Annotated in this window: 19 protein-coding genes; 11 read left to right on the forward strand and 8 right to left on the reverse strand. The window is 74.0% G+C overall.

Annotated elements, in window-relative coordinates; translation table 11 throughout:
- Positions 1–78: 78 nt before the first annotated feature.
- The 3 genes from OG753_RS14190 to OG753_RS14200 form a co-directional block, all read right to left on the reverse strand.
- Positions 79–1,350, reverse strand: a complete 1,272-nt coding sequence (locus tag OG753_RS14190; RefSeq protein ID WP_405788635.1) for an NAD(P)/FAD-dependent oxidoreductase — start codon at positions 1,348–1,350, stop codon at positions 79–81.
- A gap of 213 nt (positions 1,351–1,563) precedes the next feature.
- Entirely contained in the window at positions 1,564–2,451 is an 888-nt protein-coding gene (locus tag OG753_RS14195) for a TIGR01777 family oxidoreductase (protein WP_327262155.1), read from the reverse strand.
- 188 nt (positions 2,452–2,639) lie between these two features.
- Positions 2,640–3,398, reverse strand: coding sequence for a VIT family protein (locus OG753_RS14200; protein ID WP_405788637.1), 759 nt, complete (start codon positions 3,396–3,398; stop codon positions 2,640–2,642).
- 89 nt (positions 3,399–3,487) lie between these two features.
- Between OG753_RS14200 and OG753_RS14205 the strand changes: the two genes are divergently transcribed.
- Positions 3,488–4,582 (forward strand): PP2C family protein-serine/threonine phosphatase, encoded by a 1,095-nt coding sequence (locus tag OG753_RS14205; RefSeq protein WP_405788638.1) that lies wholly within the window; start codon positions 3,488–3,490, stop codon positions 4,580–4,582.
- A 166-nt stretch (positions 4,583–4,748) separates the two neighbouring features.
- Here the strand turns inward: OG753_RS14205 and OG753_RS14210 are convergent, their stop codons facing one another.
- Positions 4,749–5,000 carry a hypothetical protein gene (locus tag OG753_RS14210; protein WP_327262157.1) on the reverse strand — a complete coding sequence of 84 codons (252 nt, stop codon included), beginning with the start codon at positions 4,998–5,000 and terminating at the stop codon, positions 4,749–4,751.
- 107 nt (positions 5,001–5,107) lie between these two features.
- On the opposite strand from OG753_RS14210, the gene OG753_RS14215 reads away from it, so the two are divergent.
- Both OG753_RS14215 and OG753_RS14220 read left to right on the forward strand, forming a co-directional pair.
- A complete protein-coding gene (locus OG753_RS14215) occupies positions 5,108–5,479 on the forward strand; it encodes an ArsC/Spx/MgsR family protein (RefSeq protein ID WP_405788640.1) in 372 nt (123 codons plus the stop codon).
- A gap of 23 nt (positions 5,480–5,502) precedes the next feature.
- Positions 5,503–5,886 carry a VOC family protein gene (locus OG753_RS14220; RefSeq protein WP_327262159.1) on the forward strand — a complete coding sequence of 128 codons (384 nt, stop codon included), beginning with the start codon at positions 5,503–5,505 and terminating at the stop codon, positions 5,884–5,886.
- A 32-nt stretch (positions 5,887–5,918) separates the two neighbouring features.
- Here the strand turns inward: OG753_RS14220 and OG753_RS14225 are convergent, their stop codons facing one another.
- On the reverse strand, positions 5,919–6,812 hold the full coding sequence (locus OG753_RS14225; RefSeq protein WP_405788642.1) for an alpha/beta fold hydrolase: 894 nt from the start codon (positions 6,810–6,812) through the stop codon (positions 5,919–5,921).
- 172 nt (positions 6,813–6,984) lie between these two features.
- Between OG753_RS14225 and OG753_RS14230 the strand changes: the two genes are divergently transcribed.
- From OG753_RS14230 to OG753_RS14240, 3 genes are all read left to right on the forward strand, one after another.
- Positions 6,985–7,407 carry a MarR family winged helix-turn-helix transcriptional regulator gene (locus OG753_RS14230; RefSeq protein WP_405788643.1) on the forward strand — a complete coding sequence of 141 codons (423 nt, stop codon included), beginning with the start codon at positions 6,985–6,987 and terminating at the stop codon, positions 7,405–7,407.
- Positions 7,404–8,804 carry a PLP-dependent aminotransferase family protein gene (locus OG753_RS14235; RefSeq protein WP_405788645.1) on the forward strand — a complete coding sequence of 467 codons (1,401 nt, stop codon included), beginning with the start codon at positions 7,404–7,406 and terminating at the stop codon, positions 8,802–8,804. Before OG753_RS14230 ends, OG753_RS14235 begins: the two co-directional genes overlap by 4 nt.
- A 1,262-nt stretch (positions 8,805–10,066) precedes the next feature.
- Complete coding sequence (locus OG753_RS14240) at positions 10,067–10,591, forward strand: hypothetical protein (RefSeq protein ID WP_327262163.1); 525 nt, start codon at positions 10,067–10,069, stop codon at positions 10,589–10,591.
- On the opposite strand, the gene OG753_RS14245 is transcribed toward OG753_RS14240, so the two are convergent.
- On the reverse strand, positions 10,584–11,450 hold the full coding sequence (locus OG753_RS14245; protein WP_327266753.1) for a Gfo/Idh/MocA family oxidoreductase: 867 nt from the start codon (positions 11,448–11,450) through the stop codon (positions 10,584–10,586). The genes OG753_RS14240 and OG753_RS14245 overlap by 8 nt on opposite strands.
- 300 nt (positions 11,451–11,750) lie before the next feature.
- Here OG753_RS14245 and glnII point away from each other — a divergent pair, with 300 nt between their 5' ends.
- Both glnII and OG753_RS14255 read left to right on the forward strand, forming a co-directional pair.
- A complete protein-coding gene (gene glnII, locus OG753_RS14250; RefSeq protein ID WP_327262164.1) occupies positions 11,751–12,770 on the forward strand; it encodes a glutamine synthetase in 1,020 nt (339 codons plus the stop codon).
- Positions 12,771–13,294: 524 nt separating this feature from the next.
- Positions 13,295–13,903, forward strand: coding sequence for a winged helix-turn-helix domain-containing protein (locus OG753_RS14255; RefSeq protein WP_327262165.1), 609 nt, complete (start codon positions 13,295–13,297; stop codon positions 13,901–13,903).
- Positions 13,904–13,967: 64 nt separating this feature from the next.
- On the opposite strand, the gene OG753_RS14260 is transcribed toward OG753_RS14255, so the two are convergent.
- On the reverse strand, positions 13,968–15,500 hold the full coding sequence (locus tag OG753_RS14260; protein ID WP_327262166.1) for a PepSY domain-containing protein: 1,533 nt from the start codon (positions 15,498–15,500) through the stop codon (positions 13,968–13,970).
- Between the two features lie 63 nt (positions 15,501–15,563).
- Positions 15,564–16,271, reverse strand: a complete 708-nt coding sequence (locus OG753_RS14265) for a hypothetical protein (RefSeq protein WP_327262167.1) — start codon at positions 16,269–16,271, stop codon at positions 15,564–15,566.
- A gap of 84 nt (positions 16,272–16,355) precedes the next feature.
- Here OG753_RS14265 and OG753_RS14270 point away from each other — a divergent pair, with 84 nt between their 5' ends.
- The 3 genes from OG753_RS14270 (at position 16,356) to OG753_RS14280 (ending at position 19,944) form a co-directional block, all read left to right on the forward strand.
- Positions 16,356–16,943 carry a rhomboid-like protein gene (locus OG753_RS14270; RefSeq protein WP_327262168.1) on the forward strand — a complete coding sequence of 196 codons (588 nt, stop codon included), beginning with the start codon at positions 16,356–16,358 and terminating at the stop codon, positions 16,941–16,943.
- Between the two features lie 164 nt (positions 16,944–17,107).
- Positions 17,108–17,902, forward strand: a complete 795-nt coding sequence (locus OG753_RS14275) for a tyrosine-protein phosphatase (RefSeq protein ID WP_405788648.1) — start codon at positions 17,108–17,110, stop codon at positions 17,900–17,902.
- Positions 17,903–18,033: 131 nt separating this feature from the next.
- On the forward strand, positions 18,034–19,944 hold the full coding sequence (locus OG753_RS14280) for a hypothetical protein (RefSeq protein WP_405788649.1): 1,911 nt from the start codon (positions 18,034–18,036) through the stop codon (positions 19,942–19,944).
- Positions 19,945–19,996 lie beyond the last annotated feature (52 nt).

Here is a 19,996-nt window from a genome sequence, read left to right on the forward strand (position 1 = left end):
GCTGCCCGGTCCCCGGGCCCCGAACCCCGAACGCCGGCGGGGCCGCATCACGGCCCCGCCGGCGTCGTCGAGTGGTTCTCAGGCCGCCACCGGGAGTGCGGGCTCCGGGGCGACCGGGAGCGGGATGCCGAAGTCGCGCAGGACGGCGCCGGCCGCCCGGCGGGCCGAGTGCAGGGCTCCCTGGACGGTGTTGGTGTCGCGGTGGTCACCGCACACGTACAGCCCGGCCAGCACCCGTACCGGACGCCGCAGGTCGTACGGCGGGGGCATCGCGGGGACCGCCTCCGAGGTGTGGTGGACGGCCAGCAGCTCCCACTCGCGGGTGGGGGTGTCGTAGAGCCGGGCGAGCCGCGCGGCGACCGTGCGCGCGGGCGGCGGCGGGCCGAGCACGGTAGTGGTGACCAGGCTCCGGCCGGCGGGGGCCCGGGTCGGGTCGACCGCACTCATCACGGCTGTGTGGGAGACGGGCCAGTTGGGGTCGCCGTCCACGAGCAGCGAGCCGTCCCTGGGCAGGGGTGTGGTGGTGGCGTGGTGCAGGACGGTGACCTCGTGGAAGGCGGGCACGCGCAGGCCGGGCAGGAGTTCGGCGGCGGCGCGGGCCCCGGTGGCCAGGAGGACGGACCGGCAGCGGAAGTCGCCGTGCTCCTCGGTGGTGACCAGGTTGGTCGCCACCGACCGGACCCGCACTCCGGTTCGTACGGTGCCGGGCGGCAGGGCGGCGGCGAGCAGGTCCGGCAGGACCGCCGCGCCGCCCTCGGGCACGGCGAGCCGGCCACGGGCGAAGGTGCGCAGGGCGAGGTCGGCGACCCGGCTGGAGGTGGTGAGCTCCGGGTCGCGCAGCAGGGTGGCGAGCAGGGGGCGGAGCACCCCGTTCAGGGTGCGTGCCGGCAGAGCGCGGGAGCGCAGGGCGGCGTGCGCGGTGCGTTCGGGACGGGCGAGGAGCTTCTCCTCGGACAGGGTGGCGAACCGGCCGAGGGCGGCGCTGATCCGGGCCTGGTCGAGGGAGCGGCTGGCCAGGGCCCGGGCCGGAGTGAGGACCCCGACCCGGAGCTGTTTCCCGTCGGTGTGGACGAGGACGCCCGGTGTGAAGGGGCGCAGGGTCAGGGCCCGCAGGCCCGGGGTGCGTTCGAGCTCCGTGTACGTGGTGTTGAGCAGTTGGCCGATCCGGTCGAGCCGGAACCCGTCGGCGGACTCGGTGGCCATCCGCCCGCCGGGGTCGTCCGCGGCTTCGAGGACGGTGACCGTGACTCCGGCGGCGATCAGGTGCTGCGCTGCCGCGAGTCCTGAGACTCCGGCTCCTACGATGACGACGTCCGCATGGTGTGCGGCATGGTGTGCGCTGCTGAGCACGTGCCCCTCCCCGAGGTCGGCGCGGCTGTGTGGGGATCCTCCTTCCCCCAACCGGTTAAAGGGGAACCCGAGTTCGGTGTGGTATTGCGGTCAACTCCGGTCGCACAGCGGTCGCATACGGGTCACAAACGGTCGCACGGCGGTCGCACACACAGCTCAGAGCGCGGCGCGGATCTCGGAGTGCGGCACGCATCCCGGAGCGTGGCGCGGAGCTCAGAGCGCGGCGCGGATCGCCTGCTCGATGCCCGGGTCCGTGAAGACGAAGCCGGACTCCAGCAGCCGGACGGGCCGGGCCCGCTGACTGCCCAGCACGTCCTCGGAGAACTCCCCGAGCGCGACGCGCAGGGCCACGGCCGGTACGGGCAGCACGGCCGGCCGGTGCAGCACCCGCGCCATGGCCTCGGTGACCTGGCGGTTGGTCAGCGGCTCCGGGGCGGTGAGGTTGACCGGGCCGGCCAGGCCGGGGGTGTCGATGATGTGCCGCAGGGCCGCGATCTCGTCCCGGAGGGAGATGTACGACCAGTACTGGCGGCCGTTGCCGAGCCGGCCGCCGAGTCCCGCGCGGAAGAGGGGGAACATCCGCCCCCAGGCCCCGCCCTCCCCGGCGACGACCAGGCCGGTACGGGCGAACGCGGTCCGGATCCCGGCCGCCCGGGCCGGGGCGGCGGCCGCCTCCCACTCCACGCAGACCGAGGGCAGGAACCCGCGCCCGGCCGGGGCGCTCTCGTCCACGGCCCGGTCGCCGGTGTCGCCGTAGTAGCCGACGGCCGAACCGCTGACCAGGACGGTGGGCGGCTCGTCGAGGGCGGCGAGGGCGGTCGCGAGCGCGGCCGTGCCGAGCACCCGGCTGTCGCGGATCTCCCGCTTGTACGCGGCCGTCCACCGGTGGTCCCCGACCCCGGCCCCGGCCAGGTGCACGACGGCCCCGCAGCCGGCCAGCCCGGCGGGATCCACGTACCCGCGCGCGGGGTCCCACCGCGCCTCGTCGGCTGCGGCGGGCTCCCGCCGCACGAACCGCACGACCTCGTGCGCGTCCGCCCGAAGGGACCGCACGAGTGCACTTCCGATGAGCCCGGTCGCCCCGGTGACAGCAATCCGCATCCCCCCATCCTGCCGGGTCGCTGCGCGGGCTCGGCGGGATTCGGGGGTGCGTCGTTGTCCTTCGCCGGACGCGCGTGCCCTGGCGGGCGCCACCCCACGGCGCTCCGCGCCCGCGCCTCAATCGCCGGCGGGGCTGGAAAACCAGCCCCGCCGGCGATTGAGGCGCGGGGTCCGGGGCGGAGCCCGGTTCAGGCGGTCGTGCCGAGCCAAGTGCCGACCGCGTAGGTCACGGCCATGGCCAGGGCGCCGCCCAGGACGTTGCGGGCGACCGCCCTCGGCACCGGCGCCCCGCCCAGCCGCGCGCTGATCACCCCGCACAGCGTCAGCGCCGCCAGCACCGCAAGCACCGTCACCGGCACCCGCGCCGACGGCCCCGGCAGGAGGATCGCCAGCAGCGGCAGCAACGCCCCCACCGTGAAGGCGATCAGGCTGGCGAAGGCAGCGTGCCAGGGGTTGGCCAGCTCGTCGGGGTTGATCCCGAGCTCCACCCGGGCATGGGCCCGCAGCGCGTCCCGCTCCGTCAGCTGCTCGGCGGCCTCCCGCGCCACCTCCCGGCTGAGTCCCCGCTCCGCGAGCAGGTCGGTCAGCTCGTCGAGCTCCGCCTCCGGCTCCTCGGCCAGTTCCCGGCGCTCCATGTCCAGGGCGGCCCGCTCGGAGTCCCGCTGCGAGCTCACGGAGACGTACTCCCCCGCCGCCATCGACAGCGAGCCCGCCAGCAGCCCGGCGACGCCCGCCGCCAGGATGGCCGGGCGCGAGGTGGTGGCCCCGGCCACGCCGACGACCAGGCCCGCGGTGGAGATGATCCCGTCGTTGGCGCCGAGCACACCCGCGCGCAGCCAGTTGAGCCGCGTGCTGATCTCCGCGCTCTGCGTGCCGCCGCCCTCCCCGTGCGCCTCGATGTGTGCCCGGCCGGGCGGCCGTTTCCCCGCGCTCTCGCTTCCGCTCACGCCCCCACTGTCAGGGGCCGGGGCCCATGGGGCCACCCGGCGGACCGGTCCGGGGTGCGCGGGCCCCGCCCCCGTACCAGGGTGGAGTAGTGAGACGCCGACGTCAGGAGACGGGCTGGCTGCGCGGCGAGCCGCCGCCGCGCTGGGCCCGGATCGCGCCCGCGGTGGCCCTGGTCGTGCTGGTCCTCGCCCAGGCGATCACCCCTGGCGATGTCGAGCTCGGGTTCTTCCTGGCCGGCCTGCCGCCGGTGGCCGCCTTCGCGTACGGGGCGGCCGGCACCGCGGTCTTCGCCGCCATCGTGCTCCTGCTTCTGGGGGTGCACGAAATCGGCGTCGCCCACGCCCGCGGGACGGACCTGGCCACGGTGGCCGTCGTCGGCGTGCTGAGCGTGGTGATCGCCTGGGTACGGCAGCGCCGGGACGCCCAGCTGGTCAGCGTGCGTACGGTGGCGGAAGCGGCCCAGCTCGCGGTCCTCCCGCCGGTGCCGGAGCGGGTGGGTCCGGTGCGCTGCTCCGGCCTCTACCGGGCGGCGCAGCAGGGCACCCTGGTCGGCGGGGACCTGTACGACGTACGGGCCGGGCCCTACGGCGTGCGGGCACTGGTCGGGGACGTGCAGGGGCACGGCCTGGCGGCGGTCGGCACGGTGGCGGCGCTGCTCGGCGCCTTCCGCGAGGCCGTGATCGACGACGTCGGACTGGGCGCGGTCGCGGCCCGGCTGGACCGGCGGCTGGTGGCGGACGCGGCGGCCACCTCGGTCGAGCCTGCGGAGCTGTTCGCGACGGCGATGCTGCTGGAGTTCCCGCCCGGGCTGGATCTCGTACGGATCGTGTCGTGCGGGCATCCGCCCGCCCTGCGGGTGCGCGGGTCGGTGGTGGAGGAAGTGACCGTGGAGCCGGGGCCTCCGCTCGGCCTGGGTCTCTCGGGCTCCAGCCCACCGGCGGTGAAAGAGCTGTCGGTGCGCCCCGGGGACCAGCTGCTGCTGCACACGGACGGCGTGACGGAGGCCCGGGACGCGACGGGGCACTTCTACCCGCTGGCGGCCCGGGTGCCCGTACTCGCGCGGGATCCGGACGGCCTGATCGGGGCGGTCTGGCGGGACCTCGCGGCCTTCACGAACGGCGGTCCGCACGACGACGTGGCCATGCTGCTGCTGTCCCTGGACGGCGCGGAACCGGAGGTTTAGGCGAGGACCGGACAGCCGTGCGCGGTGCAGCCGTGCGCCATGCAGCCGTGCGCCGCGCCCGGGGCCCCGACCACGCTCGGTCGGGACCCCGGCTCACGGTGACGCGCCGCAGCGACGACCACCGCTGCGGCCGCGACGGCGACTGCGCCCGGGCCTACGCTTTCGTCTACGCCTCCGTGATGAACGCGCGCACCATCTTGCAGGTGACGTTCGACGGCCGGTGGATCCCCGTCCGGACAGCCATCGTCCGGATCTTCCGGTTGGTCGCGCGCCGAGCGTCGTACGTCCCCGAGTCGAGCAGGGATATCGCCAGCCGCATCGCCTTCAGCCGCCGGTTGTGGCTCTCGTACCACTCGCGGGGCAGGCCCGCCGGCAGCGGCTTCTTCTTGACGTGCTGAATGGTGGTGGCAGTGGCCATCTACAGCCTCCCAAACGGTAGTTGGCTTCCTGTCGTTCTCCCTCGATTTTACCGGGGACCACTGACAAAAGACCCTGGCCAGACCGGCCCTGGGTAGGGTTGGCGGCATGGAGATCTGGATCAATCCCGCCTGTTCCAAGTGCCGCAGTGCCCTGACCCTGCTGGACGCGGAGGGCGCCGACTACACGGTGCGCCGCTACCTGGAGGACGTGCCCTCCGAGGACGAGATCCGCGAGGTGCTCGGCCGCCTCGGACTGGAGCCCTGGGACATCACCCGCACCTCGGACCCGCTGGCGAAGGAGACCGGCGTACGGGACCTGCCGCGCGAGGAGACGGCCGTGGCGCGCGGGCTCTGGATCGCCCACCTGGCCGCCCACCCGAAGCTCATCCAGCGCCCGATCATCACCGCCGAGGACGGTACGGCCGTGGTCGCCCGCTCCGAGGAGGCCGTCCGCGACGCCCTGTCCCGCAAGAGCTAGAGGTTCTCCCTAGACTGGCGGGCATGGCATGCCGCATCAGTGAGCTCGTCATCGACGCCGCCGACCCCGGCCGGCTGGCCGCGTTCTGGAGCCAGGTCCTCGGCTACGTCGAGATCGGCCGGGAGGACGACGGAAGCATCGAGATCGGGCCGCCCGGCGTCGGTTTCGGCGGCCCGCAGCCCACCCTCGTCTTCGGCCCCAGCAGCGACCCGCGGCCCGGGAAGCTCAGACTGCACATCGACGTCAACGCCACCGACCGCGACCAGGACGCCGAACTGGAGCGGCTGCTCGCCCTCGGTGCCAGGCCCGCGGACGTCGGCCAGAGCGGCAACGAGAGCTGGCACGTCCTGGCCGACCCCGAAGGCAACGAGTTCTGCCTCCTGCGCAGGCGGCTCCAGCCCTTGTGACCGGCCGGTGCGGCCCTACGACCCGTACGGCCTCAGGGCGCGAACCGCTGCGCGATCTCCGCGGCCCCGGTCAGCGGCAACGCGTGGTGCGAGACGCCGGGCAGTACGTCGACCCGCGCGCCCGGCAGCACGGCACGCGCGGCCCGGGCGGCCCGGGCGGAGTCGTGGCAGCGGGCGCGTTCGGCGAAGAGGACATCGACCCGCGGGCCCGCGAGTCCCGCCAGGTCCGGGCGCGGCCCGGTGACCGGCCGGACGGCGGGGAAGCCTGCGCTCTCCTCCTGCAGCCGCAGCCAGGCCGCGTCGAGCGCGGCCCCACGGGTCTCCCAGGCGAGGAAGGAGCGGATCCGCTCCGGGGTGGGCCGTACCAGAATGGGCAGCGCGCGCACCGCGTACCCCGGGCGCAGCCCCGCGAAGACCTGCGTCGGGTCGAGCAGCACCAGCCGGCCGAGCCGGGCCGGGCGCCGGGCCGCGTAGTGGGCGGCGATCCAGGCCCCGTACGAGTGCCCGGCGAGCGTCACGGACCTGCGCGGACCGGGCCCGCCGCGGTCCTCGCCAAGGAGGCCGTCGCGGCCCTCGCCAAGGACGCCGCCCACGACCGCGTCGAGGACTGCATCGAGCCAGCCGATCAGGTCCTCGGCCGTCCGGATCGCCCGCCCGGGCGCCGGGACGCTGAGCCCCGGATCCCCTACCAGGTCCACGGCGTGCACCCGGTGGGCGCGGGCCGCCCCGGCGGCGACGCAGGACCCCCACACGACGGAAGTGGCCCCGCCGCCCGGCAGCAGCACCAGCGGCGGGGCGTCGGCCGGGCCGCAGCTGTTGACCCGGGTGACCCCGTACGGGGTGGCCAGGTCGACGGCCTCGACCGACCCGGGCCACCGGCCGAGCGCCTCCTCGTAGGCGGCGCGGAAGGAAGACGTTCGGGGCATGTCCGGCTCCAATGTCTCGCCAGGCGTTAATCTCGCTCAGCGAGAGATTTTAGGCGGGGACGAGATGGACGACAACGACGGCCTGGACCAACGAGCAGCCGGGGGCGGGGAATTGAGGAGCGAGGAGCCCGTGGCCGGACCCGCGAACCGGGAACCGGACAACCTTCGACTGGTGCATCTACTGAGGGCGGTGACCGTCGAGTTCGGCCTGCGCCAGGCCGACTTCGCCGCCCGCAACGGCATGCACCCCACCGACGTACGCGCCCTCATCTGCCTGCTGGACTCGGCCCGCGCGGACGAGCCGGCCACCGCCGGCCTGCTCGGTGCCCGGCTCGGCCTCAACTCCGCGGGCACCACTGCAGTGATCGACCGCCTCGAGCGGCTCGGCCACGTGGCACGGATCCGCGACGGCCATGACCGCCGCCGGATCCTGCTGCGCGTGGAGCCGGGGGCGATCCGCCTGGGCCGGGAGTTCTTCGGCCCCCTCATCGACGGGGTGCTCCACGTGCTCGACTCCTTCGACCCCGCCGAACGGGAGACCGTGCGCCGCTTCCTGACCGCCGCCCACACCGTCTTCACCGCGGAGCGCCCATGACCTCCCCCGACCCGGGCGGCTCCGACCTGCACCTGGAACTCCCCGCCGGAGGCGCCCGGCGGACCGCCCTCGCCCAGGCCCTGCGCGAGGCCGTACGCAGCGGGCGGCTGGCCGGCGGGACCCGGCTGCCGCCGTACCGGACACTGGCCGCCGACCTCGGGCTGGCCCGCAACGCCGTCGCCGACGCGTACGCCGAACTCGTCGCCGAGGGCTGGTTCACGGCCCGGCAGGGCTCCGGCACCCGCGTCGCCGAAGGAGCCGCCACCGCGGACGCACCGGCCGCCGCGGCCGGACCCGCGCCCGCACGGCCGCGCCACGACCTCCTCCAGGGCAAACCGGACCCCGCCTCCTTCCCCCGTAGCGCCTGGGCCGCCAGCGCCCGACGGGCCCTGGCCGAGGCACCCACCGAGGCCTTCGGCCCCGGAGATCCGCAGGGCCGCCCCGAACTGCGGCGGGCCCTGGCCGGCTACCTGTCCCGGGCGCGGGGCGTGCACTGCACCCCCGAGAACATCGTGATCTGCTCCGGCTTCGCCAACGGACTGCGGCTCCTGGCGTCCGTCCGGCCCCGCGACTGGGCGGTCGAGGAGTACGGACTCCCCTTCCACCACGGCATCCTCCAAGCCGCCGGGGTACGACCGCACCCGGTCGCGATCGACGAGGACGGCGCCCGCACGGACGAACTGCCCTCCCGCGCACGTACGTTGCTGCTCACTCCGGCACACCAGTTCCCGACCGGCGCCCGCCTGCTGCCCGCGCGGCGCGCGGCTGCCGTGGAATGGGCCCGCGCCGGCGATGCGGTGATCGTGGAGGACGACTACGACGGGGAGTTCCGCTACGACCGCAAACCGGTCGGCGCACTGCAGGGGCTGGCGCCCGAACACGTGGTGTACGCGGGCTCGCTGAGCAAGAGCCTCTCCCCCGCGCTCCGCCTGGGCTGGCTCGTCCTCCCGGACCACCTCCGCGATCAGGTCCTCGCCGCCAAGGGCATGCGGGAGTCCTGGGCGAGCGCGCTGGACCAGCTGGCGCTGGCCGACTTCATCGAGTGCGGGGCGTACGACCGCCACGTCCGCCGGATGCGGCTGCGTTACCGGACCCGCCGCGACCAACTGGTCGCGGCACTGGCGGCACGCGCCCCGGAGGTCAAGGTGACGGGCATCTCGGCCGGACTGCATGCCGTACTGGAACTCCCGCCGGGCCGGGAAGCCCCCGCTCTCGCGGCGGCCCACGCCGCGGGCCTGTCCCTGGACGGCCTCTCGTCCTACCACCACCCGGCGGCCGGCACCCCACCCCGCGAGGGCCTGGTGGTCGGCTACGCGGCACCCCCGGACGCGGCATTCACCCGGGCGGTGGCAGCACTGGCGCGGGTGACGGGCGGGCACGGCGGGGCGGGGGCCTGAGAGGCGGGGGGCTTCGGGGGCGGCGGGAGCCGAGCGCTCGGGAGTCAGGGATGTGTATGGGGGTTTCCCGTCAGTCCCATCGTCTCTCCGTGTCGGGCCGGCCCCTCAAGGGCGCTCCCTACGGTCGCGTCGCTGCGCGATGGCCTGCGGCCACCCTTGACCGACCGTCCCGCCCCGGACATACGAAGACTGTCGGGAAGCCCCCAAAGGAACGGGCCGGGGGACAAGAGGCAGGAGCGGGGCGGCCGGAGAAGCCCTGCCCGGTCGGGCGCGAAAGGGCACCTTCCCGAGACGGGGCCCATCCAGACCACCGGCCGGGTCGGTGGGCGCATCAAATCGCTACGCGCTCCTCATCTCTCAGCGTCCGACGACCGTCCGGGGCCGGACATAGGCCGCCCACGGCCTCGGTTCGTCTCACGAGATGCGTCCGACGGCCGTCCGGGGCCGTTGAGAGGGATTGACGGCTGATTCCCCTGCCATTCCGTCGTGGATCCGGGTCAGTGCACAAGTGACACCACAAACCCGCCCCCAAACAGGGGTAATTGGGGCAAACGGTCGGCGATCCGAGCGGTCCGCTCTCGCTGACCCGACTCCACGACGGAAAGGCCGCTGTCCGACGCTTTTCCACCCCGGACAGCCCTCAGACGCCCTCCATGAGGAGTGCTGGGGCCTCTTGGGCGGCTTATGACCGGCCGCAGACGGTCGCCGGACGCATCTCGACAGAGGAACTGAGGCCGTGGGCGGCCTATGTCCAGCCCAAGACGGTCGTCGGACGCCGAGAGATGAGGAGCGCGTAGCGATGGGACGCGCTTCCCCCGACCCGGGCCCTGGTCCGGATGGGCCCCGTCTCGGGGGCGTGCCTTCCCCCGACCGGGCAGGGCTTCTCCGGCCGCCCCGCCCTTGGAAGCTCGGACCGGCTCGTTCTTTTGGGGGCTTCCCGACAGTCTTCGTATGTCCGGGGCGGGACGGTCGGTCAAGGGTGGCCGCAGGCCATCGCGCAGCGACGCGACGACGAAGGAGGAGCGCCCTTGAGGGACCGGCCCGACACGGAGAGACGATGAGACTGACGGGAAACCCCCATACACATCCCTGACTCCCGAGCGCTCGGCTCCCACCATCCCCCAGCCACCCCGCGCCCCTCAAGCCCCCGCCCCACCACCTCCGCCCCGCCCCGCCCCACACCCTCTTCATCTCACCCCCACCTCGCACCCCCTAGGGTGACCGGAGAGCCAAAAAGGATGAATCGCACCAAAGGACGCGTCGTGAGTGAGCAGCAGTCGCAGCCCCAGGCCCGGCCGGCCCGACCCTCCCGGCGGGGGGCCGACTGGATGTTCGGCGGGGTGTACGGGACCGTTCTGGCGAGTGCGTTGCTGGCCGCGCTCGACCAGAAGGGGGACGAGTTCACCCCGTACTACGACGCCAGCTGGGTGTTCGTGACCGCCGCCACGGCCGGGCTCGCGCACGGGTATTCGCACCACATGGCCTCCCACCATCAGGACTCCGCCGCGCACCGGTGGCGGATGCTGGTCCTGGCGCTGTGGAACGAGTGGCCGCTGATCGTGGCCGCCCTGCCCACGGTCCTGCTGCTGGTCGCCGCCGGGCTCTTCGGCTGGGACTCGTACGGGGTGACCGCCGTCGGGCTGGGGCTGAACACCGCCCTGCTGTTCGGCTGGGGGTCGTTCGTGGCGCTCCGCGTGGGATACCGGCTCGGCTCCGCCCTGCTGATCGGCCTGGCCGACGCCACCATCGGCCTGGCCATCATCGTGGCGAACGCGGTGATCAAGTAGGGAGCTGGGCCTCCGCCTCGGCCAGGATCTCCGTCAGGCGGGCCCCGAACTCCACCCCGCGAGGGTCCGGCACTCCGGTCCGGGCCGCGGTGAGCAGGGCGTCAAGCGCACGGCCGTAGGCACCGGGTACGTCGCTCCAGCCGGGCAGTTCGTGCACGCCTTCGGTGCCGCGCAGTTCGAGTCCCACGCCGGCGGCGGCGCGCGGCGCGCCCAGGCTGAGCACTGCGGTGCTGGCCGCGCCCGAGGAGTGCCGGAGCGCCAGCTGGACGACGTCGGAGGGGCCTCGGGTGGCGCTGACCTCGGTGACGTCGCCGAGGATCGGGATCAGGACGGAGAGTGCGTGGGGGCCGACGTCCCACAGTCCGCCCTTGGCCTTGCGCCAGGGCGAGTCGGCGTAGGCGCTGGGCGTTCCGTCGGGCGGGAAGACGGCGCCGAGCCAGTGGGCCGCGGCCGTGAACCAGCCGGAGCGTCCGGCCTGCTCCTCGACCCAGCCGGCGGTGGGTTCGGCGAAGCGCAGGGTGAGGAAGACGACGGAGGCGACCCGGTGGCGCGCGACGGCTTCGGCGAGTGCGCGGGCGTCCTCGGCGGTGGTGGCGACGGGCTTGTCGAGGAGGACGTGGCATCCGGCGGCCGCGGCGCGGACGGCCATGGGGGCCTGCACGTCGGGCGGCAGGGCGAAGGCCACGGCGTCACATTCGGCGAACAGCTCGTCGGGGTCTTCGTACACCTTCACCCCGTACTCGTGCGCCAGCTCGGCGGCGGCCTCGGGCCGGCGGCCCCATACGCCGGCGAAGTCGGAGCCTGCGTGCGCGGCGAGGGCGGGCGCGTGGGTGCGGTGCGCCCACGGGCCGGTGCCCATGAGTCCGACCCGGGGCAGGCGGCCTGCGGCGGCCTGCTCGGCGGCATGTCCGGCCACGCTCTCGGCGGGACCCTCGGCAGAGTTCAAATCAGACGAAATGCTCACGCGGCAAGTCTGCCGCACCCGGAAGGGCGCGCCGCCACCAACCCGCACAACCCGCCCGACCTGCGGCGCAAACCTCGGTAACACGGGGTTCACACACGGGCAACGGAAGAGAAATCGCGGGCGGGCACGCTGCGGTCATCACCGCAGCGATGAAGCAGCGACCAGCAGCACCCGCAGAGTCTGAGGATGGGGCCCGTGAGCTACAAGGCTGAGTACATCTGGATCGACGGCACCGAGCCGACGGCGAAGCTTCGCTCCAAGACGAAGATCCTCGGAGACGGCGACGCGCTGCCGATCTGGGGCTTCGACGGATCGAGCACGAACCAGGCCGAGGGCCACGCCTCCGACCGGGTGCTCAACCCGGTCTTCTCCTGCCCGGACCCGATCCGCGGCGGCGACAACGTCCTCGTCCTGTGCGAGGTCCTGAACATCGACATGACGCCGCACGAGTCGAACACCCGCGCGCTGCTGCGTCCGGTCGCCGAGAAGTACGCCGGCCAGGAGCCGATCTTCGGCATCGAGCAGGAGTACACCTTCTTCGACGGCATCCGCCCGCTCGGCTTCCCGGTGGGTGGCTTCCCGGCCGCGCAGGGCGGCTACTACTGCGGTGTCGGCTCGGACGAGATCTTCGGCCGCGACATCGTCGAGAAGCACCTGGACCACTGCCTGGCTGCCGGTCTGAGCATCTCCGGCATCAACGCCGAGGTCATGCCCGGCCAGTGGGAGTTCCAGGTCGGCCCGGTGGGTCCGCTGGAGGTCTCCGACCAGCTGTGGATCGCGCGCTGGCTGCTCTACCGCACCGCCGAGGACTTCAACGTCTCCGCGACGCTGAACCCGAAGCCGGTCAAGGGCGACTGGAACGGCGCGGGCGCGCACACCAACTTCTCCACGAAGGCGATGCGCGAGGACTACCGCGCGATCATCACCGCGTGCGAGTCGCTGGGCGAGGGCAGCAAGCCGCTCGACCACGTGAAGAACTACGGCGCCGGCATCGACGAGCGTCTGACGGGTCTGCACGAGACCGCCCCCTGGAACGAGTTCAGCTACGGCGTCTCGGACCGCGGCGCGTCGGTCCGCATCCCGTGGCAGGTGGAGAAGGACGGCAAGGGCTACATCGAGGACCGCCGCCCGAACGCGAACGTGGACCCGTATGTCGTGACCCGCCTCATCACGGACACCTGCTGCACGAGCCTGGAGAAGGAGGGCCTGGTCTAGGACCCGGCCCCGCACAGCCGGAACCGCATCCGGCCGATGACCAGCTACGCCCGCCGCGCCCCCCGGGGCCGGCGGGCGTTGTGCGTGGCTGCGGCACGACGGCGGCGACGCCCGCCAGTTGGAGAAGGGCCGGGCAATCGGGCCCCCGGGGTGGCAGCCCGGGTGCGGGCACAGGGGGCGTTGCGGTTTGTCCTGGATTGACAGGGGGGTGGGCTCGGAATGTGAGATTTCGATCCATGAGGTGAGACGGGGCCTGCCCCGGAGGGGCGGCATCTGCTTGAATGGGGCCATGGCCAGCCATTCGCACACCTCGTCAGGTCGCAGCGACCTCGAGCCTTTCTGGCCGTCCCGTCAGGATCACGATTACGACCGGGAGTGTTGCCGCGCGAAGAACGCGCCGGCCCTCTAAAGCCTCCGGGATCACCCATCCGACCTTTCCCGAGGCCTTCGGTCTGCGCGGTATCGACATCGACGACGTACGCACGTCTCCCTGCCGACCACTCGCGTGAAAGAGCTGACCACTCATGGCGAACACTCGCTCCCTCTCCTCCGCCGCCACCGCTGCGACCGCCTCCCTGACCTATCCCCCCAGTCCGCGCCACCGGCTCCGTTCCGTTGACCGGGACGAAGTGGCCCGAGTCGTGGACTTCCTCCCGCCGGGGGCCACCTGGCTGCCCGCGCCCCAGCACACCCTGCCGACGCTGCCGGGCCAGCCGCCGATGATCGGCTACCTGGTTCTCGTACCGGCCGACCAGCAGCCCCCGGTCGCCTTCGCCCCGCAGGCGGTGGCCGCCGCCGTCCCGACCACACCCGCCGCACCCACCCAGGCTCCGGCCCCGGCCGGTCCGGGTGACGGGCTGGTCCGCATCGACTCGGCGCAGCGCACCGCGCAGGTCGACGGCCGGGTGCTCGACCTGACGTACCTGGAGTTCGAGCTGCTGGCCCACCTGGTGCAGCACCCGCACCGGGTGCACAGCCGGGACCAGCTGGTCACCACGGTCTGGGGCTACGGCCACGTCGGCGACGGCCGGACCGTGGACGTCCACATCGCCCGCCTGCGCCGCAAGCTGGGCGCGTCCCACCGCTCCGCGATCCAGACCGTGCGCCGGGTCGGCTACAAGTACGCGCCCTGACCGGCCGGTTGACCCGAAAACGACGGCGGGCCCGTACTCCCCCGGGGAGTACGGGCCCGCTTCGCTACGCGGCCTTGGCCCGGCGGCCCGCGACGAAGCCCAGCAGGACGTCGATCGCGAGGAAGACGACCAGGCTGATTCCGAGCAGCGGAATGAACCAGCCGGTCAGGGCGGTCACCGCGGCCAGCGGCAGCAGCGCGGTCACCGGCAGCCTGCGCCAGGCGCCGCGCGGCTGCGGACGGCCGGCGGACAGCTTGCGGTCCTTGGTCGGACGGCGCAGCCACCACATGCGGTAGCCCCAGAAGACCAGGAACATCACGGCTATGGCGAGCGCGGCCAGCGCGAGCTGGTTGGCGAGCCCGAAGGTCGTGCCCATGTGCAGGTCGATACCGAAGCGGGTCATCTGGGCGAGCACGGGATAGTCTCCGAAGCGCAGTTCGTCCATGACCCGGGCGTCCGCGGGGTCGACGGACACCGCGTCCAGGTGCACCGGCACCAGCTTGTCCTGCTCCTTGATGACGTACCCGTTGCCCTTGGCGGGCAGGGTCACGCGCAGCGCCTCGGTGACCCCGGCGTCCCGGGCGGCGTCCACGGCCCTGTCGAGACCGACGTCGGCGGTGGGCGCGGGCGGCGGGGTCATCTGCGTGCCGTCGGGCATGGTGTGCCCGGCGTGCTCGCCGGAGCCGGTGTCCGCCCCGGAGCCCAGCTTCGCGGAGACGGCGGGGGTGGCCCCGCCGAGCTTGTCCTGGAGCTGCCCGATGTTCTCACCGGCGTACTGGGACCAGGTCAGACCGGTGGCGGACAGTACGACGAGTCCCGCGACGGCCCACAGACCGACGGCGCCGTGCCAGGACAGGGTCCGGCGGCGGCCGGTGGCCTTGCGGTCCGGGAGGACGAGCTGCGCACGGCTCTTGCGGCGGCGGCCTGCCCACAGGGCGAGGCCGCCGAGCGCGACGACCCACATCCAGCTCGCGGCGAGCTCGCTGTAGTTCCGGCCGAACTCGCCGAGCTGGAGGCTGGAGTGGAACTCGCTGAGCCAGGCCCGCAGCGGCAGCGCGTCGCCGACGGTGGCGAGCTGCCCGCGCACCTCGGCCGTATACGGGTCGACGAAGACGGTGAGGGTCTCGCCCTCGGGGAGGCCCGGGGCCTCCATGATCACCCGGGTGGTGGCCTCGGTGTCGGGGGCGGGCCACACGGACACGACCCGGCCCTCGGGGGCGGCGCCCTTGGCCGCGTTCACCTGGGAGCTGAGCGGCAGGACGCTCTCGCCGACGCGGGCGACGGTGAGCTCGTCCGAGTAGATGATCTTCTCGGCCTGCCAGGAGGCGGCGTAGAGCAGCCCGGTGGCGGCGGCGAGGAAGAGCAGCGGGGCGATGAGCAGGCCGGCGTAGAAGTGCATGCGCAGGAGCAGCGGGCGCACGGCGGCCCAGTTGCCGCCGCGGCTGTTGGCCGCCGCGGCCGGTTCGGTCGCCTCGGCCGGTTCGGTCACACCGGCCGGTTCGGTCGCCTCGGCCGGCTGGGTCGTATCGGCGGATTGGGTCGTATCTGCCGGTTCGGCGTCCGGGGTGCGGACGTCCTTAACCTCGTCAAGAGACATGGGGATCCTAGGTGTTGGCGAAGACATGGGGAGTCGGCCCCGGTCGTCGCCGCTTCGCCAGGGTCAGGCGTGGGCAGGGCGGCCGGGGGCCGTGAAGTTCAGGAGCGGACGGCGTCCGGGCGGTCCGCGGCGCACCACGGCATGGGCGTGCACGGCTCCGCGCAGGCGGCGCGGCCGTTCGCAGGGGGCCGGGAAGGCGGGCGGTGCCGGTACGGCGGCCACTCGGGCCCGGACCAGGGCGAGCGCGCGGGCGAGCGGGCGGGCCGCGTGCAGTGCGGCGGCGGCCAGGACGCGGGCCAGCCGGAAGACGGCGGCCTCGCCGCGCGCGAGCCAGGCGGCGCAGAGCAGCCCGGCGAGCACGTGCGCGGCGAACATTCCGGCGCCGCCGTGACCGGCCGCGCCCGTCACACCGGCCAAGTCGGCCATGACTGCCATGTCGGCCGTTCCGGTGACTTCGGCAGCCAGCGCGCCCGCCTCCGCGGCGGGCATGTGCTGGTGCCCCGGCATAGGGGCGGAAGCGCTGAAGGGCTCGGCGGAGGCGCCGGTCCCCGAGAAGACGAGGTGCAGCACGCCCTGCACGGCGAGCACCGAGACCGTGATGCCCACGGGTCCGCGGCGCCGTCCGGCGGCGAGCCACGCGAACCCGGAAGTCACCCCGAAAGCACCCAGAAGGCCGTAGAGGGGAATATCCGTTCCGGACATGTACGAATGCCCCACCGCGCCCAGGGCGACGCACATCGCCGCGAAGGTCGCGGCTCGCGTGGCGCGCATCGGCGCGAAGGATTCGAACATGGCCGGGACATGTTCGCACGGGGCCCCTTGGTTTCCGCCAGAGGCTTATCCGATCATGAGTGGATGAACGCAATTCCGTGGGGAGCGGTGTACGCCGCCGGGGTCCAGCTCGGGGCGTACGCCCTGGAGCGCACGGGAACGGCCGAGCGGGAACGGCTGCTCCGGGACTGCTCGACGAATGTCGACAATCTCGCCGCCGGCCGTTGGGAGACGCTGCTGAGCAGCGCTTTCCTCGTCGAGGAGCCCATGCCGCTGCCCTACGCGCTGCTGCTGGTCGCGGTGCTCGGATACGCCGAGTACGCCTACGGGGCCTGGTGGGCGGCCGCGGTGTTCCTGTTCGGGCACGCCTCGGCGACCCTCCTCGTCTACGGCGCCCTGCGCAGGACGACCGATCCGCAGACCCGGCGCTCGCTGGACGTGGGGACGAGCTACGGGTTCAACGCCGTGCTCGGCGCGCTGACCTCGGCCCTTCCGCGCGGGGCGGTCCGCACGGCCGCCCGGGTGGGGCTGCTGGCCCTCGCGGCGGCCCCGGTGGTCCGGCGCGGGCGGAACTTCACGGACGCCGGACACCTGGCCGCCCTCGGAGTGGGCGTGGGGGTCTCGCTGGCCTTCGATTGCCTTTCCGGGGCGAAGCATCAGAAAATTGCATGAACCGGAACACGGTCGCCGTACAACCGACTGACCTCCCGGCCCGACCCGCCGGCCTGGCCCCCGGCCCGACCGCGGACCGGACCACCGCCACACCACCGCTGGACCACCGCATGGCAGTACCGCCTCATGACACGAGTAACTCGCACCTCGCTGGAGCCGCCACGATGACCGCCACCCCGTCCACCACCGTCGCCAATCTCCGCGACCTCGGCGGCACCCCGCTCCCCGGCGGCCGCACCGTCCGCCCCGGCCTGATCCTGCGCTCCGGCCAGCTGGACCGGCTCGACCTCGACGCCGACCCGGTGGTGGCCGCGCTCGGCCTGCGCACCGTCATCGACTTCCGCACCGACGCCGAGCGCGCCGACCACCCCGACCGGATACCCGCCGGGGCCCGGGTCCTGGTCGGCGACGTGCTCGCCGACAAGCTGAACTCCGCCAGGGTGCCGGCCGCGGTGCAGCTCAAGGACCTGCTGTCCGACCCGGCCGTGGCCGAGGAACACCTGGGCGGCGGGCGGGCGCAGGCGCTGTTCGCCGACACCTACCGGTCCTTCGTGAACTCCGGCTCCGCGCAGGCCGCGTACCGGATGCTGCTGACGGAGGCCGCCGACGCCGGATCGGGCCCGCTGCTGTTCCACTGCACGGCCGGCAAGGACCGTACGGGCTGGGGCGCGACGGTCATCCTGGCGCTGCTGGGCGCGGACGACGAGACGCTGATGGCGGAGTACCTGTCCGTCAACCCGGCGGTCAAGCAGGCCTTCGCCCCGATGATCGAGGGCTTCACGGTGGCCGGCGGCGACCCGGACATCGCGCTCGCGCTGATCGGGGTCTTCCCCTCCTACCTGCGGGCGGCGCTGGACGAGGTCGAGACGCGCTACGGCTCGATGGAGAAGTACGTGCGCGAGGGACTCGGCATCGGCGACGAGACGGTCGAGGCGCTGCGCGCCCGTCTGGTGCTCTGACCCCGAAGCCTTCCTGACACCGGGATACCGGAGGCCGGGGCACGGGACGCCAGGGCACCGCTGACCGGTGACCATCCGACGATTCGCTCGTTCTGCTGAACGTGACTGCGCCGGATACCGCCACCCGCTCCATGCCTCCCGTGTCTCCCGTGCCTCCGGACGTCGAGCAGGCCGAGGCCGCCATCGTCGAGCACTACCCCCGGCTGGTGCGGCTCGCCTATCTCGTGCTGCCCCCCTCGCTCGGCCGCAACCGGCGGGTGCTCACCGCGCACTCGCTGGTCCAGCGGGCGCTGCCGCGCGGGCGGCGGGACTCGGCGGCCGCCGCGGCCACCGTGCAGGGCGGGGTTCCGGGGCAGCGGGGCGGCCCCGACGACTCCGGGTACGCGTACATCCGGCTGCGGGTCCTGCGCGCCGCCCTGGAGGCGGGTATTCCGCTGACGTTCCGGGCGCTGCCCCGGCGGGCGCAGCTCCCGCCGCTGCTCCCCCAGGTGTGGGGGCTGCGGCTGTTCCCCCGCGCGGGCGGGGCCGAGGAGCTCGCCCTCGACCAGTGGCTGGCCACCCTCGACGGGCCCGGCCGGGCGGCCTGCGTACTGCGGGCCCTGGAACGGCTGCCCGAGTCGGACGTGCTCCGGGTGCTCGACGAGGCCGGGGTCCCGGACCCGGCCGCCGCGGTCGCCGAGTCCGGCGATCCGGCGAACGACGCCCTGTTCGCCTCCCCCGAGTTCGACCCGTGCGTGCTCCAGGCCCGGCCCACCGACCTGCTGCGGCGGCGCCGTCTCGGGCGGGCCGCCCTGGCAGCCGGGGCCGCCCTCGCCGTGTGCGGGGCACTGCTCGCGCTGCCGGGCGGGGGCTGGGGGTCGGACGGGGCCGCCGCCCCGCTGTACTCGCGCAACGCGGCGGCCGAGCAGGCCCTGGATCCCGGGAAGCTGGTCCGGGCCGCGCCCGCCCTCTGGCGCGCCTCGTCCCGTACGGACTTCTCGACGTGGCCCGCCCGCGGCGACCGCGCCGCCGACACGGAGCTGCTGCGCCGGGCGCTGGCCGTCTGGGCCCGGCCCGGCCCCTCGGTGGTCACCTCGGCCACTCCTGGCACGCCCTCCGGACCGCCGATGGGGCCGGCGCAGCTGCTGTTCGCGGGCGCCGTGGACCAGGCCGTCGTGGTCCTGATGTACGACGGCCTGCGCGTGGTCCGCTACGCCGAGCCGCGGACCGGGACGGCGGGCGCCGCCCTCGACTTCGCCCGGACCGACGGCGCCTCCGCGGACACCGCGACCGCGCTGGTGCTCAGCCGGGTCGACGGCAACGTCCGCTACCTCACCGCGCCGTGGGTCACCGGCGTGGCCGTGCGGGACCTGATCAAGCCGGCCGCTGCGGCGGTGGTGCTGAAGCCCGCTCCGGACGGGGTGACGCCGCCGGTGGCGAGCCCGGCCCCGGCGGGCAGCTGCACGAGCTGGAACGCCCTGGCCCTGACCGGTGACGGCGCCACCCGGCTGATCACCGACCTCGGTGAACTGACCCCGGCCCGGCTGACGTCGGGCGCGCCGGGCGCGGAGCGCAATGTGACGGAGGCCGCCGAGCTCGGGGACTGGTCGAGGATCGCCTGCCTGCTGCCGGCGGTCCGCTCGCACGGGGTGCGTACGGTCAACGCCTGGACGTACGCGAAGCAGCCGCTGCCGGAGGGCGACGGGACGGCGGCCTGGCTGTGCACGCGCGCCGAGACCTGGCAGGGCGCGGCGGACCGGGTGCAGGCGCAGTTCCTGGCCCCGGGCGCCCCGATGGCGGCGCAGGCTGCCAGGTCGGAGGGCTCGGCCGCGTGCGGGCCGCGGGAGCCGCGGGTGCTGGCGGGCGTGCTGTGGAAGTCGCGTGCGGGCCAGTGGTACGTACTGGCGGCGGGCAGCGCGCAGTTCGCGTCGTTGTCGGTGTCGGGCGGCGGGGTGAACGGTTCGGCGAACGGCAACCGGCTGGCGGTGAAGGCACCGGCGGGCGCGCAGGTCGACCTGTCGGGCAGGCTGACGGACGGGACGAAGGCGGGCGTGCTGCGCTAGGAGTTGTCGTCAAAGTGTCACGCCCACATCAGGAGCGATGCCTGGACGTAGC

It is taken from the genome of Streptomyces sp. NBC_00029 (assembly GCF_045160505.1).
Lineage (GTDB): Bacteria > Actinomycetota > Actinomycetes > Streptomycetales > Streptomycetaceae > Streptomyces.

Bases quoted from the DNA above. Each gene is read 5' to 3' on its own strand.
- OG753_RS14215 (WP_405788640.1), top strand. From the start codon at position 5,108: ATGGAGATCTGGATCAATCCCGCCTGTTCCAAGTGCCGCAGTGCCCTG.
- OG753_RS14195 (WP_327262155.1), bottom strand. From the start codon at position 2,451: ATGCGGATTGCTGTCACCGGGGCGACCGGGCTCATCGGAAGTGCACTC.
- OG753_RS14235 (WP_405788645.1), top strand. From the start codon at position 7,404: ATGACCTCCCCCGACCCGGGCGGCTCCGACCTGCACCTGGAACTCCCC.
- OG753_RS14210 (WP_327262157.1), bottom strand. From the start codon at position 5,000: ATGGCCACTGCCACCACCATTCAGCACGTCAAGAAGAAGCCGCTGCCG.
- OG753_RS14280 (WP_405788649.1), top strand. From the start codon at position 18,034: ATGCCTCCCGTGTCTCCCGTGCCTCCGGACGTCGAGCAGGCCGAGGCC.
- OG753_RS14265 (WP_327262167.1), bottom strand. From the start codon at position 16,271: ATGCGCGCCACGCGAGCCGCGACCTTCGCGGCGATGTGCGTCGCCCTG.
- OG753_RS14225 (WP_405788642.1), bottom strand. From the start codon at position 6,812: ATGCCCCGAACGTCTTCCTTCCGCGCCGCCTACGAGGAGGCGCTCGGC.
- OG753_RS14220 (WP_327262159.1), top strand. From the start codon at position 5,503: ATGGCATGCCGCATCAGTGAGCTCGTCATCGACGCCGCCGACCCCGGC.
- OG753_RS14275 (WP_405788648.1), top strand. From the start codon at position 17,108: ATGACCGCCACCCCGTCCACCACCGTCGCCAATCTCCGCGACCTCGGC.
- OG753_RS14270 (WP_327262168.1), top strand. From the start codon at position 16,356: ATGAACGCAATTCCGTGGGGAGCGGTGTACGCCGCCGGGGTCCAGCTC.
- OG753_RS14260 (WP_327262166.1), bottom strand. From the start codon at position 15,500: ATGTCTCTTGACGAGGTTAAGGACGTCCGCACCCCGGACGCCGAACCG.
- OG753_RS14245 (WP_327266753.1), bottom strand. From the start codon at position 11,450: ATGGGCACCGGCCCGTGGGCGCACCGCACCCACGCGCCCGCCCTCGCC.
- OG753_RS14255 (WP_327262165.1), top strand. From the start codon at position 13,295: ATGGCGAACACTCGCTCCCTCTCCTCCGCCGCCACCGCTGCGACCGCC.